This is a genomic window from Rhodanobacter soli (assembly GCF_040548735.1).
Taxonomy (GTDB): Bacteria; Pseudomonadota; Gammaproteobacteria; order Xanthomonadales; family Rhodanobacteraceae; genus Rhodanobacter; species Rhodanobacter soli_A.
In genome coordinates this window covers 371023-388833 of record NZ_JBEPSD010000002.1, presented here as the reverse complement: position 1 = coordinate 388833, position 17811 = coordinate 371023, and the positions used below count along the sequence as shown (strand labels likewise).

At 65.6% G+C, this 17811-nt stretch carries 22 protein-coding genes and 1 tRNA gene; 21 read left to right on the top strand and 2 right to left on the bottom strand.

The features are described 5' to 3' along the window. The first annotated feature begins 26 nt into the window (after positions 1–26). From ccmB to ABIE04_RS12655, 15 genes are all read left to right on the top strand, one after another. Complete coding sequence (gene ccmB / locus ABIE04_RS12725; protein WP_354550702.1) at positions 27–713, top strand: heme exporter protein CcmB; 687 nt, start codon at positions 27–29, stop codon at positions 711–713. A 6-nt stretch (positions 714–719) separates the two neighbouring features. After that, positions 720–1478, top strand: coding sequence for a heme ABC transporter permease (locus tag ABIE04_RS12720; RefSeq protein WP_354550698.1), 759 nt, complete (start codon positions 720–722; stop codon positions 1476–1478). Next, positions 1475–1681 (top strand): heme exporter protein CcmD, encoded by a 207-nt coding sequence (gene ccmD / locus ABIE04_RS12715; protein WP_354550696.1) that lies wholly within the window; start codon positions 1475–1477, stop codon positions 1679–1681. Before ABIE04_RS12720 ends, ccmD begins: the two co-directional genes overlap by 4 nt. Positions 1682–1705: 24 nt before the next feature. Further along, positions 1706–2176 (top strand): cytochrome c maturation protein CcmE, encoded by a 471-nt coding sequence (ccmE, locus tag ABIE04_RS12710; protein WP_343852109.1) that lies wholly within the window; start codon positions 1706–1708, stop codon positions 2174–2176. Beyond that, positions 2173–4158 (top strand): heme lyase CcmF/NrfE family subunit, encoded by a 1986-nt coding sequence (locus ABIE04_RS12705; RefSeq protein WP_354550693.1) that lies wholly within the window; start codon positions 2173–2175, stop codon positions 4156–4158. The genes ccmE and ABIE04_RS12705 overlap by 4 nt, the downstream gene beginning before the upstream one ends. Next, complete coding sequence (locus ABIE04_RS12700; protein WP_354550691.1) at positions 4155–4697, top strand: DsbE family thiol:disulfide interchange protein; 543 nt, start codon at positions 4155–4157, stop codon at positions 4695–4697. Before ABIE04_RS12705 ends, ABIE04_RS12700 begins: the two co-directional genes overlap by 4 nt. Then, entirely contained in the window at positions 4697–5143 is a 447-nt protein-coding gene (locus ABIE04_RS12695) for a cytochrome c-type biogenesis protein (protein ID WP_354551459.1), read from the top strand. Before ABIE04_RS12700 ends, ABIE04_RS12695 begins: the two co-directional genes overlap by 1 nt. Continuing rightward, positions 5140–6192 (top strand): tetratricopeptide repeat protein, encoded by a 1053-nt coding sequence (locus ABIE04_RS12690; RefSeq protein ID WP_354550689.1) that lies wholly within the window; start codon positions 5140–5142, stop codon positions 6190–6192. Before ABIE04_RS12695 ends, ABIE04_RS12690 begins: the two co-directional genes overlap by 4 nt. 2 nt (positions 6193–6194) lie before the next feature. Then, the gene (gene metX / locus ABIE04_RS12685) at positions 6195–7319 is read left to right on the top strand and encodes a homoserine O-acetyltransferase MetX (protein ID WP_354550687.1); all 1125 of its coding nucleotides are present in this window, start codon (positions 6195–6197) and stop codon (positions 7317–7319) included. A gap of 49 nt (positions 7320–7368) precedes the next feature. Continuing rightward, positions 7369–7950, top strand: coding sequence for a cysteine dioxygenase family protein (locus ABIE04_RS12680; RefSeq protein ID WP_214557105.1), 582 nt, complete (start codon positions 7369–7371; stop codon positions 7948–7950). A 27-nt stretch (positions 7951–7977) separates the two neighbouring features. Beyond that, a tRNA-Leu gene (locus ABIE04_RS12675) sits at positions 7978–8063 on the top strand. A gap of 254 nt (positions 8064–8317) precedes the next feature. Then, entirely contained in the window at positions 8318–9547 is a 1230-nt protein-coding gene (locus tag ABIE04_RS12670) for a tyrosine-type recombinase/integrase (RefSeq protein ID WP_354550684.1), read from the top strand. Between the two features lie 131 nt (positions 9548–9678). After that, positions 9679–10119 (top strand): hypothetical protein, encoded by a 441-nt coding sequence (locus tag ABIE04_RS12665; protein WP_354550682.1) that lies wholly within the window; start codon positions 9679–9681, stop codon positions 10117–10119. 253 nt (positions 10120–10372) lie between these two features. Further along, positions 10373–10642 (top strand): hypothetical protein, encoded by a 270-nt coding sequence (locus tag ABIE04_RS12660; protein ID WP_354550680.1) that lies wholly within the window; start codon positions 10373–10375, stop codon positions 10640–10642. Positions 10643–10729: 87 nt separating this feature from the next. Next, on the top strand, positions 10730–10936 hold the full coding sequence (locus tag ABIE04_RS12655) for a hypothetical protein (protein ID WP_354550678.1): 207 nt from the start codon (positions 10730–10732) through the stop codon (positions 10934–10936). Positions 10937–11144: 208 nt separating this feature from the next. Here the strand turns inward: ABIE04_RS12655 and ABIE04_RS12650 are convergent, their stop codons facing one another. After that, positions 11145–11558 (bottom strand): DUF6232 family protein, encoded by a 414-nt coding sequence (locus ABIE04_RS12650; protein ID WP_354550676.1) that lies wholly within the window; start codon positions 11556–11558, stop codon positions 11145–11147. Between the two features lie 715 nt (positions 11559–12273). On the opposite strand from ABIE04_RS12650, the gene ABIE04_RS12645 reads away from it, so the two are divergent. From ABIE04_RS12645 to ABIE04_RS12620, 6 genes are all read left to right on the top strand, one after another. Beyond that, a complete protein-coding gene (locus ABIE04_RS12645; protein ID WP_354550673.1) occupies positions 12274–12492 on the top strand; it encodes a hypothetical protein in 219 nt (72 codons plus the stop codon). After that, complete coding sequence (locus ABIE04_RS12640) at positions 12482–13330, top strand: ParB N-terminal domain-containing protein (protein WP_354550671.1); 849 nt, start codon at positions 12482–12484, stop codon at positions 13328–13330. Before ABIE04_RS12645 ends, ABIE04_RS12640 begins: the two co-directional genes overlap by 11 nt. Positions 13331–13632: 302 nt before the next feature. Further along, positions 13633–14268 (top strand): hypothetical protein, encoded by a 636-nt coding sequence (locus ABIE04_RS12635; RefSeq protein WP_354550669.1) that lies wholly within the window; start codon positions 13633–13635, stop codon positions 14266–14268. Then, on the top strand, positions 14265–14750 hold the full coding sequence (locus ABIE04_RS12630) for a hypothetical protein (RefSeq protein ID WP_354550667.1): 486 nt from the start codon (positions 14265–14267) through the stop codon (positions 14748–14750). Before ABIE04_RS12635 ends, ABIE04_RS12630 begins: the two co-directional genes overlap by 4 nt. Positions 14751–14775: 25 nt before the next feature. Next, positions 14776–15264, top strand: a complete 489-nt coding sequence (locus ABIE04_RS12625; protein ID WP_354550665.1) for a virion core protein, T7 gp14 family — start codon at positions 14776–14778, stop codon at positions 15262–15264. 262 nt (positions 15265–15526) lie between these two features. After that, positions 15527–15787 carry a helix-turn-helix transcriptional regulator gene (locus tag ABIE04_RS12620; protein ID WP_354550663.1) on the top strand — a complete coding sequence of 87 codons (261 nt, stop codon included), beginning with the start codon at positions 15527–15529 and terminating at the stop codon, positions 15785–15787. A 75-nt stretch (positions 15788–15862) separates the two neighbouring features. Here the strand turns inward: ABIE04_RS12620 and ABIE04_RS12615 are convergent, their stop codons facing one another. Then, entirely contained in the window at positions 15863–17800 is a 1938-nt protein-coding gene (locus ABIE04_RS12615) for a formylglycine-generating enzyme family protein (RefSeq protein WP_354550661.1), read from the bottom strand. Positions 17801–17811: the final 11 nt, after the last annotated feature.

The following is a 17811-nucleotide window of genomic DNA, read 5'->3' as shown; positions in this document are numbered from 1 at the left end:
CTGCTCGCAGTGGCGGGAGCACAGCCATGAGCCGTCCGGACCTCGCCACCGCCTGCGCGGCCATGCTGCGGCGCGACCTCACCCTCGCCTGGCGCCGGCGCGGCGACATCGCGATGCCGGTGCTGTATGCGCTGATCGTGACCATGCTGTTCCCGTTCGCGCTGGGACCGGAGGACACCTTGCTGCAGCGGATCGCCGGCGGCGTGGTGCTGGTCACCGTGCTGCTGGCGATGCTGCTGGCGCTGGATGCGATGTTCTCCAGCGACATCGAGGACGGTTCGCTGGAACAACTGGTGCTTTCGCCGCAACCGCTGGCGCTGATGCTGGGCATGAAGATACTTGCCCACTGGATCACTACCGCGCTGCCGCTGATCGTGATCGCGCCGCTGATGGCTGCGATGCTGCACCTGCCCGGCGCGGTGATTCCGGTGCTGCTGCTGGCGCTGCTGCTGGCCACGCCGCTGCTCAGCCTGCTCGGCGCGGTGCTGGTGGCGCTGACGGCCGGCACCCGGCGCTCTGGTATGCTGCTCGCCTTGATGTTGCTGCCGCTTTGCGTGCCAGCCGTGATCTTCGCCGCCGGCGCCGTGGCGGCCGCCCAGCAGGGGTTGCCGTGGCTCGCGCCGATCGCCTGGCTCGCTGCCGCGCTGGTGCTGGCCGTGGTACTGGCGCCACTGGCCTGCGCGGCGGCCCTTCGCATTGCCCTGGACGCATAACTGGTTATGGCTAACTGGATCCCGCTCTGGTTGCACAAGCTCGGCTCGCCGCCGACGTTCTACCGCTTCGCCGGCACGTTGCAGCCGTGGGCAATGGGCCTGGCGCTGCTGCTCGGCGCGATCGCGCTGTACGGCGGCCTGGTGCTCGCGCCGGCCGACTACCAGCAGGGCGACGCCTACCGGATCATCTTCATCCACGTGCCGAGCGCGTGGATGAGCATGTTCATCTACGCGGTGATGGGCGTGGCCTCGTTCATCGCGCTGGTGTGGCGGATCAAGCTGGCCGAGGTGGTGGCGATGGAATCGGCGCCGGTCGGCGCGGCGTTCACCTTCATCACCCTGGTTACGGGCTCGCTGTGGGGCAAGCCGATGTGGGGCACCTGGTGGACCTGGGACGCGCGGCTCACCTCCGAGCTGGTGCTGCTGTTCCTGTTCCTCGGCGTGATCGGGCTGTACCACGCGTTCGAGGACCGCCGCCAGGGCGCACGCGCCGCGGCCTTCCTGGCGATCATCGGCATCATCAACGTGCCGATCGTGCACTTCTCGGTGAACTGGTGGAACACCTTGCACCAGGGCAGCACGGTCAACGTGTTCGGCCAGTCGAAGATGTCCGGCGCCATGCTGTGGCCGCTGCTGACCATGACCCTTGCCACCAAGTTCTACTACATCGCCAGCCTGTTCCGCCGGGCGCGCACCGACCTACTGGCGCTGGAAGGCGGCAAGGACTGGGTGCGCAAGATCGCCGAAGACGAGGCCGACCAATGATCGCCCTGCAGCACTTCCTGGCAATGGGCGGTTATGCGGCTTATGTATGGCCGGCCTACGCGGTGTTCTTCATCGTGCTGATCGCCGACACCCTCGCGCCGCGCCTGCGCCGCCGCCGCGTGTTGACGGAACTTCGCGCCCGCCTGGCGCGTCAGAGCGCGCGACAGGAACGCAAACCCCTTTCCACTCCACCATCCCCCTGACCGGGGCGGTCGATCGCCATGCCCATGAACCCCACCCGAAAACGCCGACTCACCATCGTGCTGTCGATCCTCGCCGCGGCGGCCGTCGCGGCCGTGCTGGTCGTGCTGGCACTGCAGAACAACATGAACTACCTGCTCACCCCGAGCCAGGTGCAATCGGGCGAGGCCGCCAGCTACAACACGTTCCGGCTCGGCGGTATGGTCAAGGCCGGTTCGATCCAGCGCTCCAGCGATTCGCTCAAGGTCACCTTCACCGTGGTCGACGCCGGCGGCGCGATGCCGGTGGAGTACACCGGCATCCTGCCCGACCTGTTTCGCGACAACCAGTCGGTGATCGCCACCGGTCACATGGACGGCGCCCGCTTCGTCGCCACCGAAGTGCTGGCCAAGCATGACGAGACCTACATGCCGAAGGAGCTGAAGGACGCCATGGCGAAGGCGCACGAAGGCAAGCAGGTTGAAGAAGCCGCTGCGGCGCAGGACAAGATGCCATGACCCCCGAACTCGGCCAGCTCGCGTTGATCCTTGCCATGCTGCTGGCGCTGGCGCAGAGCGTCTTGCCGCTGGTCGGCGCGTGGCGCGGCAATCGCGCGCTGATGGCGGTGGCGCGCCCGGCTGCGGCGGGTCAGGCGGTGTTCGTCGCCATGGCGTTCGGCATCCTGGCCTGGGCGTTCCTGCGTTTCGACTTCTCGGTGCAGTACGTGGCCGACAACTCGAACCTGGCGCTGCCGTGGTACTACCGCATCGCCGCGGTATGGGGCGCGCACGAGGGTTCGCTGCTGCTGTGGATCCTGATCCTCAACGTGTGGACGGTGGCGCTGGCCGCGTTCAGCCAGAAGCTGCCCGAGGTGTTCGCCTCGCGCGTGATCGCGGTGATGGGCCTGATCGCGGTGGGCTTCCTCGCCTTCATCATCTTCACCTCCAATCCGTTCGGGCGGCTGCTGCCGATGCCCGGCGACGGCGCGGATCTCAACCCGGTACTGCAGGACCCGGGCATGACCTTCCACCCGCCGATGCTGTACATGGGTTACGTCGGCTTCTCGGTGGCGTTCGCGTTCTCGATCGCCGCCCTGCTCGGCGGCGAGCTGGAGCAGGCGTGGGTACGCTGGGCGCGACCGTGGACGAACGTCGCCTGGGCCTTCCTCACCTGCGGCATCGTCGCCGGTAGCTGGTGGGCGTATGCCGAACTGGGCTGGGGTGGCTGGTGGTTCTGGGATCCGGTGGAGAACGCCAGTTTCATGCCGTGGCTGGTCGGCGTGGCGCTGATCCACGCGCAAGCGGTCACCGAGAAGCGCGGCTCGCTGCGCGCGTGGACGATCCTGCTGTCGATCTTCGCGTTCTCGCTGTCCCTGCTTGGCACCTTCCTGGTGCGTTCGGGTGTGCTCACCTCGGTACATGCGTTCGCCTCCGATCCGCGCCGCGGCGTATTCATTCTGGCCTTCCTCACCATCGTAGTCGGCGGCTCGCTGCTGCTGTACGCGCTGCGCGCACCGAAGGTGCTCGGCGGCAAGTCGTTCAAGGTCGTATCGCGCGAGACCGCGCTGCTGATCAGCAACCTGATGTTCGCGGTGGCCGCGGCGATGGTGCTGCTGGGCACGCTGTTCCCGCTGATCGGCGACGCGCTGAACCTGGGCCGGATCTCGGTCGGCCCGCCCTACTTCGGCTTCCTGTTCCCGCTGCTGATGCTGCCGGTGGTGCTGTTGCTGCCGTTCGGCCCGTTCCTGCGCTGGGGCAAGGGCGACGCGCCCGTGCTGAAGCAGTTACTGCTGCGTGCCGGCATCGCCGCGGCAGCCTGCGCGATCGTGGCGGCGTTCTTCGTCGACGGCCAGCCCAAGGCGATTGCCGGCGTAGCGGCGCTGGTCTGGCTCACCGTTGGCGTACTGCTGTACGCGCTCAAGCGCTGGCGTGAGATGCCGCGCGGCCGCCGTTACCCGGCCGAGATGGCCGGCATGCTGCTGGCGCACCTGGGCGTGGGCGTGTTCGTGGCCGGCGTGCTGTTGTCCGAGTCGCTCAGCGTGACCCGCGACGTGCGCATGGCGCCGGGCGAGACCCAGCACATCGGCAACTACGACTTCCGCTTCGACGGCGTGCACCACACGACGGGGCCGAACTGGACCGCCGACCAGGGCGTGGTCACGGTCACCCGCAACGGTAGCGAGACCACCGTGATGCACCCGCAGAAGCGCACCTACCCGCGCGGCCAGGTGCAGACGGAATCCGCGGTGGACGCCGGCGTCACCCGCGATCTCTACGTGGCGCTGGGCGAGCCGATGGACGCGAACAACATCGAGGGCGCCTGGGCGCTGCGGCTGTACTACAAGCCGTTCATCCGCTGGATCTGGGCCGGCGGCCTGCTGATGATGCTGGGCGGCCTGGTCTGCGCCACCGACAAGCGCTTCCGCATCAAGCGCAGCGCCAAGGCCGAAGCCGGCGCCGAAGCTGCCGACGGCCTGCAGATACAGGAAACGCGCGCATGAGTCGCCTGCTTCCGTTCATCGGTTTCATGCTGCTGGTGGGATTGTTCGGCTTCGGCATCTGGTGGAACACCCAGCATGACCCGAACGCGATCCCGTCGCCGCTGCTGGACAAGCCGGCGCCCACGTTCAACCTGCCCCAGCTGTACGAGCCGACCCGGATGGTCAGCAAGGCCGACCTGCTGGGCAAGCCTTACCTGCTCAACGTGTTTGCCAGCTGGTGCATCGAGTGCGGCGTGGAACACCCGGTGCTGACCGCCGAAGGCCCGACCCTGGGCGTGCAGCTGGTCGGCTACAACTACAAGGACGCGCCGGACGACGCCAAGGGCTGGCTGGCGAAACACGGCAACCCGTACGACCTGCTGATCGCCGACGAACCGGGCCACACCGCGATCGACTTCGGCGTGTACGGCGCGCCGGAAAGCTTCCTGATCGATGCGAAGGGCGTGATCCGCTACAAGCACATCGGCCCGCTGACACCCGAGGTGGTGGCGAAGGAACTCAAGCCGGCGATCGCGGCGATGCTGAAGGAGGCGCCGTGATGCGGCTGCTCCTGCAGATGCTGTTCGTGGCGTTGCTCACGTTTGCCGGCGTCGCGCACGCGCAGGCGATCGAGCCGATGCCGTTCAAGGACCACGCCCAGGAACTGCGCTTCCAGCACCTGACCCACCAGTTGCGCTGCCCGATGTGCCAGAACGAGACGCTGGCCGATTCCAACGCGCCGATTGCGCGCGACCTGCGCAACCAGATCTTCCAGATGATGCAGCAAGGCAGGAGCGACGAGGAGATCAAGCAGTACCTGGTCGCGCGCTATTCCAGGTTCGTGCTGTACGACCCGCCGCTGACGCCGGGTACCTGGCTGCTGTGGTTCGGCCCGCTGCTGATCCTGCTCGGCGGCGCCGGCGTGGTGCTGGTGGCGATCCGCAAACGCAGCCGCACCGGCAGTACCGCCACTGAAGCACCGACCGACAACGGGGACGACTGGTGAAGACCGCTTTTTTCATTGCCGCCGCCGCGATGGTCGCTGTGGCGCTGGCCGTGTTGTTGCTGCCGCTGGTGCGCCAGGGCCGCCAGTCTGGCCGGCCACGCGGCGTATTCGCCGTGACCCTGTTGATCGCGCTCGTGCTGCCGCTGGGCACCGGCGCGCTGTACCTGCTGGTGGGCACGCCGGCCGCGTTGAACGGGGTGACCGCCGCGGCCGCCGCGCCGATCAGCATGCAGCAGGCACTCGCCGAGTTGCGCACGCATCTGCAACAGCAACCGGACGATCTGCAGGGCTGGATGCTGCTGGCCCAGACTAGCAGCATGCTGCGCCAGCCAGCCGAGGCGCGCGATGCGTTCGATCAAGTGTTGAAGCTGGCCCCGAACAACGCCGAGGCGATGGTCGGCTGGGCCGAGAACGACTCGATGACGCGCAGCGACCATCGCATCGAAGGCCGCGCGCTGGAGCTGCTCAAGCGCGCCGTGCAGCTGCATCCGGACAGCCAGCGCGGCCTGTGGCTGCTCGGCATCGGCAACTTCCAGCGCGGCGAATACCGCGAGGCCGCCGCCACCTGGCGCCTGCTGCAGCCGCAGCTGGAGCCGGGCTCGAACGTGGCCAAGGCCGTCGCCGAACAGATCGCCGTGGCCGACGCCCGTGCCGGCGGCGCACCCGCCGCTGCGTCCAGCAGCGCCGCCACTGCCGCCCCGCAAGGCGCCACCCTGCAGGTGCAGGTAGCGCTGGCGCCGGCACTCAAGAACAAGCTCGCCCCCGGCGATACCTTGTTCGTCTACGCCCGTGCGGAGAACGGGCCGCCGATGCCGCTGGCCGTGGCCAAGCTCGATCCCGCCCAGTTGCCCACCACCGTCACGCTGAACGACGCGATGGCGATGACGCCGGCGTTCAAGTTGTCCTCGGTCGAGCGCGTCTTCGTCGGCGCGCGGATCAGCCACAGCGGCCAGCCGGTCGCCCAGCCCGGCGACCTGGAAGGCGATGCCGGCGTGGTCGCGGTGGACCGCAAGACGCCGGTGAAGATCAGCATCGACAAGGTGCATTGACCATGGGCGACGCGCGCCGCTATTTCGCCCTGCCCTCGCCGTTCCCGATGAAGCGCGGCGGCGAATTGCGCGGCGCGCACGTCGCCTATGAAACCTGGGGTACGTTGAACGCCGCCCGCGACAACGCCGTGCTGGTGCTCACCGGCCTGTCGCCCAGTGCGCACATGGCCTCCTGCGCGGAAGATCCCTCGCCCGGCTGGTGGGAAGGCATGGCCGGTCCCGGCAAGGCGATCGACACCACGCGCTGGTTCGTGATCTGTGTGAACTCACTGGGCAGCGACAAGGGCTCGACCTGTCCCGCCTCGATCGACCCGGCCAGCGGCGAGCCGTACCGGCTGGCGTTTCCCGAACTCGCGCTGGAAGACGTCGCCAACGCCGCGCACGGCGTCGCCAGCAGCCTCGGCATCAGCCAGCTGGCCTGCCTGATCGGCTGCTCGATGGGTGGCATGAGCGCGCTGGCCTACATGCTGCTGCACCCGGGCAGCGTACGCGCGCACATCAGCGTGGACACCGCGCCGCAAGCGCAGCCGTTCGCGATCGCGATCCGCTCGCTGCAGCGCGAGGCGATCCGGCTCGACCCGCACTGGAACGAAGGCCGCTACGACATCGACGCCGAAGAAGGCGGCAGCTACCCCGACATCGGCATGAGCATCGCGCGCAAGCTCGGCGTGATTACCTATCGCTCGGCGATGGAATGGAACGGCCGCTTCGCGCGGATCCGGCTCGATCCCGAGCAGCGCGAGGACGAGCCGTTCGGCCGCGAGTTCCAGGTCGAGTCCTACCTTGAAGGCCACGCCCAGCGTTTCGTGCGCCACTTCGACCCGAACAGCTACCTTTACCTGTCGCGCGCCAGCGACTGGTTCGACATCGCCGAATACGGCCATGGCAGCGTGCTGGAGGGGCTCAAGCGCATCCGCATCGAGCAGGCCATGGTGATCGGCGTGAGCACCGACATCCTGTTCCCGCTGCAGCAGCAGGAACAGATCGCCGAAGGCCTGCAAGCGGCCGGCGCCAAGGTGGAATTCGTGGCGCTGAATTCGCCGCAGGGCCACGACGCGTTCCTGGTCGACATCGACAACTACAGCCGCGCGATCGGCGGCTTCCTGAACAGGCTGGCGGCCGCATGAAGGCGGCGCTGCTAAGATAAGCCGCATCACGCATCACACCGAGATCATCATGCTTACCCTGGATTTCCCCGGCAGCCGCACCCTGATCGACGCGATCGACGCCGCCGTGGCCAAGCCGACCACCCACGAACTCACCGACAGCCTGCGCAACAGCCTGTGCAAGCTGATCCGCGAGAATGCGGTCACCCTGCCCGACTGCGTGTTCGAAGCGAACGCCGAACACTACGCCCGCCGCGAGCTGTACCGCAGCGAGGAGCACGGCTACTGCGTGGTGGCGATGACCTGGGGGCCGGGCCAAGGCACGCCGATCCACGACCACGACGGCATGTGGTGCGTCGAGGGCGTGTGGAACGGGGCGCTGGAGATCGTGCAGTACGAATTGCTGGAACACGACGCGCAGCGCTACTGCTTCCAGCCGGTGGGCTCGATCCAGGCCGGCGCCGGCTCGGCCGGCAGCCTGATCCCGCCGCACGAATACCACAGCATCCGCAACCCCAGCGACAGCGCGGTCACCGTCAGCCTGCACATCTATTCCGGCCCGATGACCCGCTGCTCGGTGTTCCAGCCGCTGCCGGAAGACCGCTGGTACGGCCGCGACGTGCGCCAGCTGGGTCTCGACCGCGTGCACTGAACCCGGCATAATCCCCTGCTCACACATGCCGGTGTGGCGGAATGGTAGACGCGGCGGACTCAAAATCCGCTTGTGGTGACACAGTGGAGGTTCGAGTCCTCTCACCGGTACCAATTGAGGGTTTCAGGCAACACCACCGAGACCCGTGAAACACCCGAAGCCCGCATAACAGCGGGCTTTTTCATGCCTGACGTGTCCCAACTAGTTCCATCCGGTAGCAGGGAATCCGTTGGTATCTGTTGGTATTTCCGTTGGTACCTGTGGCAGCATGGCGCCGCAGACAGGCCGCAGGCGCCCACCACGCCCACCACGCGCGCCTGGAGCAGCCGACAGATACCAACCAGAAGTACCAGCAGGAGCAGCACCGATGCTGACCGATACCGCCATCCGCAAGACCAAGCCCGCAACCCGCCCGCTGAAGCTCACTGACGGCGGCGGCATGTATCTGCTACTGAAGCCGGACGGCGCACGGTACTGGCGGATGAATTACAGGCACGGCGGAAAGCAGAAGACGTTGGCGCTTGGCGTGTATCCGACCGTGACCCTTGCCGATGCCCGCCAGCGCCGTGAGGATGCCCGCAGGCTACTGGCGAACGGCACCGATCCCGGCGAAGCACGCGCAGCCGCCAAGGTTGCGCAAGCCGTAGCTGCGGCGTTGACCTTGGACACCTTCGAGGCGGTCGCCCTCGCATGGCTGAAGAAGCGCGAAGCCAGCGGAGACACCGCTGCCACCACCATTGCCAAAGACCGCTGGCGGCTGGAAACGTACCTGTTCCCCACCATCGGCAGTCGCCCCATTTCCGAGGTCACCCCAAAGGAACTGCGGGAGGTTCTGCGCCCCATCGAAGACAGCGGCAAGGCAGAGACAGCCAGCCGGACAAAGATCACGGCCGGGCAAGTGTTCCGCTGGGCAGTGCTGGAGGGCAAGGCGGAGATTGATCCAACGGCGCCCCTTCGCGGTCTGTTCACCACGCCCACCCCGACTCATCGCGCGGCCTTGACTGATCCCGTACGGATCGGCGGGCTACTGCGGGCCATTGACGGATATACGGGACGGCTCACGACACTGACCGCGTTGAAGCTGGCTCCGCTGGTGTTTGTGCGGCCGGGTGAACTGCGCAAGGCCGAATGGTCGGAGTTCGATCTAGACGGCGCTATCTGGCGCATCCCTGCGCCCCGTATGAAGATGAAGGCTGCGCACCTTGTCCCGCTATCGACGCAGGCAGTCGAAGTGTTGCGCGATCTTCACCCGCTGACCGGTGACGGTACGCTGGTCTTCCCTGCCATCGGCAAGACCGGCCGACCGATGAGCGAGAACACCGTCAATCAAGCCCTGCGGCGCATGGGTTACGACAAGGCCGACATGACCGGCCACGGCTTCCGCAGCATGGCGGCAACGCGGCTCAACGAGATGGGCTGGAACGCTGACGCCATTGAACGACAGCTAGCGCACGCGGAATCGAACAAGGTGCGCGCAGCTTACACATACGCGGCGCAGTATCTGGATGAGCGCACCCGCATGATGCAGGCATGGGCTGATTATCTGGACGGTCTGCGTAGCGGCGCGAAGGTCGTGGCGTTCAAGCGGAAAGCGTGAGGGCCGTAGCCCTCCGCGTGTTTGCTGTCTGTCTGTTCTGATCTGTCGTTTTCGACAGTACGGGGCGGCGCGCACGTTCCACACCTGCCCGCGCTACCATCACCCGACAGAGGACATCACAAGGAGCAGTCGTGGGCTTATTCGGGGCAGTGAGCAGCACATGGAGCAAGGCGCAGGCAGCCTCCATCATTCAAGGGTTACTTGAGCAGCAGGTAACACACGGGATTGTCGAGCTTAGCCCGCTCGCTGTATCCAACCGTCTGGTGGCGAATGCCTGGGCGATCAATCCGGGCATGTTTGAAGGAAAAACAGGCCCCAAGCCGCACAAGGCCGCTGTTGCGGCTTTCGCCTTGGCCTTCGGCATCCTAGCGGAACGCCGCGAAGGCACCGAGCACATGCAAATCGCATACACCCTTGCGTTAGGCATAGTCATGGACGAGCTACGCAAGCATGCAGAGGCTTATCCATTCCACCACGTAGATTTCAAGCTCCTTGAAAAGGCTGCCGTAGTGTTGTCGGAAGAAGTGGAAATAAGAGAAGCCGCGCGCGGCCCTGAAGGTCTGTACGCCTGAATCATTGACAGACGGCGCACCAATCCGCGAAGCTACGCGCAGCTGTCGCACATTCGACAGCCGGGCGTGAGAACCCGAACAAGCAAGAGGCGCACAGCGCCGAATGGCGCTTTTTTCATGCCTGTTTTATGGCGGGCGTGTTGGGCAGCCTTCGGGCTGGCCGGTCTCCTTTTGCGCCGGTTTCTCACCCCGACACGTCCGCCGCCCACTAGACAGCGCGGCGGCCCCATCGAACCAAACAGGGCCACCCAACATGAGCAGCAACCTCACCGCTTCCGCTTCGCGCGCCGTCCCTGCCTTCGGCTTTGCCGATGGTGGCAGCGATACCACCCACCTGTTTCTAGTGAACCCCGCAGCCGCCCCGACCGCAGCTAACGACTTCGCCGCCAACACGCGTGCAGCGCTGAATAAGCTGCTAGATGACGCGATCTCTACAGACGGAATGGACAGCAACACGGCCCAGCTAGTCCAATACCTCATGGGCGCCATAGACGCAGCCACGGGCCACGCGGTCAGCGTCTAGGCACCCCGCAGGCGGGGAGGCCACCGTCTCCCCGCTGCCCCTTCGAGCCGCTACCATCCCCCGCAGGAACCCAAGGAAGCCCTAGCGATGACCACAGGCGACGACAAGGCCCGCGAGGAGTACGGGCGGCTGATGCGGGAGGTGCAGCTAGCGAACGTGCGGGAGACCCATCGGCTACTGACGAGCGCATGGCAACAGAAAGCGCCGGGCATAGCCGCAATGGCGCTGACCTTCCTGGCTGGCACCAGCGCGGTCCTGCTGCTGGTCGTTGCGGCTCGGCAACTGGCGCACTGACCGCCTCAGCACAAAGCGAACACCAGCGGCCCCATGCGGGCCGTTGTCGTTTCTGAAGGTGCCCGAGACGTTCCCCGAGGGCGACGACAGGCCCGTGAAGTGGCTGAAAGCGGCCGAGTAAAAGTAGGAACATAGGAGCAAGCAAGCTCACACCACCTCGCGCGCCAAGGCGGTCAACGCAGGCGCCCCATTGAAGCGCAGCGCAATGCTACGAGCGCGAGATAATGGCGTTGTTGACGGCCGCCAAAATGCGCGCGACGACAGCCCCATCCTGTGAACTGATCGCCCGAACCTCGCCGGATGAGCTGTGGAGGACGAGGTGGTGCATCGGCTTCTGTGATTTGGCGACCAAGATGCCGAGCACCAGCGCGAGTGCGCCCAAGCCGATGCCTACCGCCCAGCCGTTCAACAACGATACAAGCAGAACGAGGGCACCGAGAATCGCCCAGCCCACTCCAGTCGATTTGGCCGGCTCCACTACCGCTTTAACCGAAGTGACGCCGGCAATTGCGTAAGTTTGACCGTTCGAAACGAGCCGAGCATTCGTAACAAGCGTGTTGCCCTCAGAAAAGAACGTGCGCTCCGCGAGCGGCGCCAGTGGTGGCGGCATGACGTCTGACATATAACCCCCTGTGACAGTCCATTGTTTTGCTGGTCAAGCATACGACAACACGCAGCAAACGTCCGGTGCTGATGAGGCATAGACGCGCGCCTACAGACGGCGAAGCGGCTACGGACTCCACCACAGCCCCCTGAGCCTCCGAGGGGGTAAAAGTTGCAGCCTAGGAGGAAGGCCACGACTGTGCCGGCGCAGGTGCCGCGATGGGTAAAACCCGGAACCTAGGGGGAAGGAGGGGCACTCACTGATCCCGAACGAGACGGTAAAACCGGAAGCCTAGGAGAAGAAAGCCCACAGGCCGCGCAGCGGTAAAACCTGCAACCTAGAAGGAAGGGAAGAACCTTCACAGTACTTGCTGATCCCGAGCGAGACAGTAAAACGCACAACATGGGAGGAAGGCACAACGCCTAGCCTTCGCCGATGCAGCTGGGTAAAACAGGGAGCCTAGGGGGAAGACGCCACCCCATAGGCCCACAGGTGCCGTGGTGGGTAAAACCACGAACCTAGGGGGAGACGATTCCAGACAGAGAACCTAAAGACTCCTTAGGACTCCTCATGTCCTCTTTCGATCCCTTGTAAGCCTGCCGACACCCCACCGAACCCCGAGGAAGCCCCAGCGGCTCCCGCGGCGCTTTGCCGTGTCCGTCATCCGGGCATATCCACCACCACCGACCACAGAGACGGCGCAACCGTCGATAGCCTAGAGAGAGACAACCACATGATCGACTTCGATCCCGTACAGCTCGCCGCAGCCATTGCGCTGAGCGAGCCACTGAACATCCGCACCATCGCCTTTGACGTGCCAACCTTCGACCGCCTGAAGGACTTCCAACGGAAGCTGGAAACGCGACTCCGCAGGGACACCGGCAATGCCGAGGTGTTGAAGTACCTGATACACACGCACCCGGAAGTGAAGGCGCTAGGCAGTGACCGTTGACCAAGCACTCCAGCGGCTTCAGGCCGCCGAGGTGCAACAGCTGCCGCTTGCTTCGCTGAAAACAGACGATGCCCTTCAGCCCCGGATGGAACGTCTAGTGCCCTTTCGGGACCGTGCGCGCATCGAAGGCACCAGCACGAGGCACGCGGGCACCATGCGGCTTGTCCTTCAGGCAGCGCATACACAGCAGCTCGAACCCGTGCTAGTGGCCGACGTGGATGGCGGGCTGTTCGTGGTCGATGGGCACCACCGCCTGCGCGCTTACCAGCTGGCCGAGCGAGAGACCATTCCGGCCCGCGTGCTGCCCATGAAGCACCTGATGGCCGTGCTGGTTTCCAAGCTGGTCAACTGCGCAGACCGGGCAATGGAGATGCACCCGGAGCAGCAGCGGGATGCAGCATGGCAGTACCTGGCCGCAGTGACGAAGCGAGGAACCGCAGAGCTTCCCGCTGGTGAATCCTTGCGGTCGATAGCGGCCCGTTTTGGGATCGGGAAGGACACGGTTAGCGCCATGCTCCGCAAGTTGCCTGAAGTGAACCCGAAGGACTGGAGCAGCGCCGCCCATGATCCGGGTACTGGCTTTCCCCACTGGCGCTATGTGCGCGATGCCGGCGCAGGCTGGCAAGACATGGAACAGAAAATGACACCTGAGCAGCTGATACAACACGCAGCCGAGAAGGCAGCAAAGAAGATCGGCGCAGTGCTGGACAAGCTCACACCCGCAGCCGCAGCGCGGGCGCTGGAGATGCTGGCGAATGAGGCCAAGCTTGCCGCAACCAATGCGGACACGTTGGCCTTCCTCGCCGACATTGCCGAGCCGGATACCGGCGACTTCTGACCGTCCGTGCTGTCCTTGTCAGACAGCTGAAGAATGGCGCCAGATGGTCACCCATTGTCTGTTACCAAGCAATCTATCTAGACAGTGGCTGTCCTTGTCAGACACCCCGCAAACCCAGAGTAACCCCACCGGGCCACCATCGGCCCCTGTAGCGCCGCGCCTAGCGGCGTGGTTGTAGCCCGTAGCGGTCAATCTGCCGCAGCACGCCGGACACCCCACCACCACCACCACCCACAGATAGCCCACCCACTGCCCGCACTGCGGCCGGTGACGGACGGCTATGCCCTGAGAGACCGAGACTAATGAAGAAACAGAAGCAACAGACAGCACCCGAATACACCACCGACGCAGATGGTCAGCAACTCGCGCATGTTGCGCTGGCGAACACCGACCAGCGGGCCACCCTGTACGCCGATGATTACCGACGACTGATGGACGCGGGATTTTCCCAGCACTGGTCATTGAACGATAACGGCAACGGCAGCGCTTATGTGAAAGCGAACGGCCGGCGAGCAGATGGCCGGCAGACAAAACTGCGAATCGCGCGCCTGATCGCCGGAGCGGGCAAAGGCGAGCACGTACGATTTGCCGACAGCAATTCCCTGAACCTACGCACGGATAACCTACGGATTCAGCGTGCCCCCGCGCGGTACGGTTGCGGTGACCTTCTGCCTAACGCGGCTGCCGTGGATGCGGCACGCGAGCAACAGGAAGAGCAGGCACCAACTGCAACCACCCGCGCCTCTGTGCTGCCTTGGATTCGCCAGCGTATCCGCCGCCCCCATAACGGCGCCGCACGCCCGAGCGAGGCTCAGAAGGCACCCACGGTAGCTACAGAACCCCGACAGTCCTTCACGCCCCGCGTGGTGGACGTGGCAGTGCTGGGCCAGCGTGTGCGGCAACAGTTGGCCGCAAAGGGCGTGGAGGTGACCTCATGATTACCTTCAGTGCAGTACGGCCCGAAGCGATCCCCGAGCTGGCTGCGAGGTTGTCGCGGGAAGACCTCGTGGAGCTGGAGCGCCGCGGCTGGCAGTCAGCATCCGATGCGATCCGCGAGGCTGTAGCGGCTTCCGATGAAGCGTTCATGGCGGCATGGGATGGCGAGGTTCAAGCCGTGTTTGGCGTGGCTGAGTGGCGCGGAGAGAAGCCCGAAGGGATGCAGCGCGTGGGCATGCCCTGGCTGCTATGCGCAGCACCACCCCCGCGTATCCAGATGACGTTCATGCGGATGGCTGAAGAGGTAGTGGCCCGATGGTCGCGCACTTTTCCCGCCTTGGTTGCGTGCGTCGATGCCGAGCACGCACGGGCGCACCGCTGGCTAGTCAGCCTTGGGCTGAAACCTGTACTAGAGCAACAGCACAACGGCTTCCCGGTCGTCGGCTTCATGCGCTTCAACACCGGAGACCGCAACGATGTGTGAACCGGCGTCCATAACGATGGGAGTCATGGCAGTGCTTGCCGCGGGCGCATCCGTCTACCAAGCCAACCAGCAGAAGCACGCGCTGGAAGATCAAATGAAGGTTGCCCAGCAGCAGACCGACCAAGCGGCGATGGCACAGACCGATGATCGGATCAAAGCGGCCCGTGAGCAGCGAGCAGCAGCCCGCGCGGCCTCTGCGGAATCCGGCGCATCCGGCAATTCCACAGATGCGATCTTGAACGACATCATGATGCAGTCCGGTCGTGACGTTTCCCGCATCGAGAAGAACCGGGAGAACGGGCAGCTTGAAACGCAGCAGCAGGCGCGCAGCCGTACCGCTGAAATCAACGGGCAGCTTGTGACTGGTCTAGCGGGAGCGGCATCGCAGGGAGCGAGCGCGGGGAGTGCCATGTACACGTCGTACAAAAACTACATCCCGAAGATTCCCGACTCGGGCCAGCATGCGCCATCGCGGGTCACGCTGGATCGCCAGCAGTTCACCATCGGGAAGTAATGGGCACCGAGCAGCCAGCGGGAGTAGCGGAAATTTTCAGCACAAATTTCCGTCACCCCATCTAACAGTTCGGTCGAACGCGCTTCCCCCCGTGCCCCCGCGTCGAGGATCACGCGCCTGGGCGGCGTGACGTGAAGCAATACACGAAGCGCCGCCCTTCGATACCCATCGGCCCCAACGCGGGCACCACCGGCACCACTACACACCACAGGCACCGCAGCCAGTCCATCGGCTGCCTTGCCGTGCGTGAAGGAATGACAGCATGAACGTTGCAACACACAGCACCGCCGCACCCGGCTTGCTCCGCCTGCCTGCCGTGCTGGCGCTTGTCGGAGTCGGCAAGACCACGCTGTACCGGTGGGCGAGCAAGGGTATGTTCCCGCAGCCCCGCGCACTGACACCCACCCGTAGCACCGTGGCATGGTCAGCCGCCGAGGTACACGCATGGATCGCCAGCAAGCTGGCAGCGAATGATGGTACTTATGTTGGTACTTCACTAAACGATGCCGCGCAGGCCGCATAATTGCTAACCCATCGAGTCCTCTCACCGTACCAACGCAATGAAAACCCCGCCTTGCGCGGGGTTTTTCATGTCCCTCTACAATTCGCGCACCACGCGGAAGCCCACGCGGCCGCTGCGCAGGCTGCCGTCGGCGCCCTGGCGGTAGGCCGAGTCCACCTGGTCCGGCGAACTGCCCCACGAGCCGCCGCGCACCACGTGGGAACGGCAGCCAGGGTTGATCCAGGCGCTTCCGTCGTTTGGCGCGCGGACGTAGTTGTCGTGCCAGCAATCCTGCGCCCACTCGGACACGTTGCCGTTGATGTCGTACAGGCCGAACGGGTTGGCGGCGAAGCTCATCACCGGCGCCGGCCCCCAGTAGCCGTCGCGATAGTTGCGGAAGGCATGGCTCCAGCGCCGGCCGCTGTGCGAGCGGTCGCCGGAACCGGTCAGGTTCTCCACCGAACGGGTCGGCATGCCGTCGCCCCACCAGTACCGGGTGCTGGTCCCACCGCGCAGCGCATACTCAAATTCGGCCTCGCTGGGCAGCCGGTAGGTCTTGCCGGTGCGCTGGCCGAGCCAGTCGGCATACGCCTTGGCATCGTTCCAGGAAACGTTCACCACCGGCAGCTTGTCGTCAGCCTTGCGGCCGGCGTAGTCGTCCTGCCAGGTCGCGTCCGAATCGTCGCGCAGCGCGCCGCTGCGCTCGTCGTACACGCTGGCGCCGCCCAGCTTGATCGAGTCGGGCACGTAGCCGCTGGCGCGCACGAATTCGCGAAACTCGCCCACGGTCACCGCGGTACGCGCCATCGCAAAACCCTTGCTGATGGTGACCGTATGTTGCGGCGTCTCGGCATCGGCGTGGTCTTCCCCGTCGGCCGGTGCACCCATCTGGAAACTGCCGGTGGGAATCACCACCATCGCCGGGGCCTTGCCCGGCAGGTCGACGTAGCGATCGGTGAATACCTGGCCGGGCTTGTAGCTGGCGTACAGCCGCGCATTGGTCAGCTGTTCGTCGAACGCCGCCAGCGCCGCCAGACTCGGGTCGATCGCCCGCACCTGCGCCGCCAGCTTCGCTGCCAGCCCGACGTTGCCGGCATCCAGTGCCGAGTGCGCCTGTGCGAGCACACCGTTCGCACGCTGTTCGCGCATGTCGTCGACGCGCTTGTGCACATCGATCATCTGCTGCGAACCGGGGCGGATCGTCTGCGCCTCGGCCAGCTCCCGGTCCGCGCCGGAAAAATCGTTCTGCGCCACCGCCGCCAGCGCGCGGTCGAGCACCGCCCGCTGCACCTGGAAGATGCCCTGCTCGGCCACCGCATTCTGCGGGTCCAGCGTCTGCACCTCGCGGTACAGGTCCAGCGCACTGCCGCCCGCGGGCCGGTCGGCCCTGCCCTGCTGCAGCAGGCCGGCGGCCTTCGCCAGCATCGGCCGCACCTTCTCCAGGACCTTCAGGCTCGCTTCCAGCTGCGTCACTTCCGCTTCGGCATTCGGCAGCGCGCGCAGCGCGCCGAGCAGGTCCTGCGCCGCATCGACGTCGCCCACCGCGATGTCCTGATCGATCTCCGCCACCAGCCGCGCGCGCACGTCGAACAGGCCCTGCACCGCGCGACGGCTGTCCGGCTTGTCCTTCAGCGCCTGCTGGAACAACGCGGCGGCGCTGTTCCCGTCACCGACCAGTTGGCCGGCATGCAGCGCCTTGGTCGCGCGATCCAGCAAGGCCTTCACCTCGGGCGGGTCCGCACTCAGCTGCTCGGGCAGATTCGCATTCTTGCTGTTGCGCGCGACGATCACCGCCGTCGGTGCCAGCGTCAGCGGTGGTCCGGCGTTGAGCTCGCCGATCGCCGACATCCGCTCCGGCTGCAAGCCGCTGCCCGACGTGGCGGCGCCCAGCGACATCGAACGGCGCGGTGCCTGGGTCGGGTCGACATGGAACAACCGCGGAAAGAAGTGATACGTCAGCGCGAACCCCAGCACGATCACCCCGAGCGCTCCACCGAGAGTGCGCTGACGGCGCAGGGTTGCGTTGTTCGGCATAGATGGGCGTC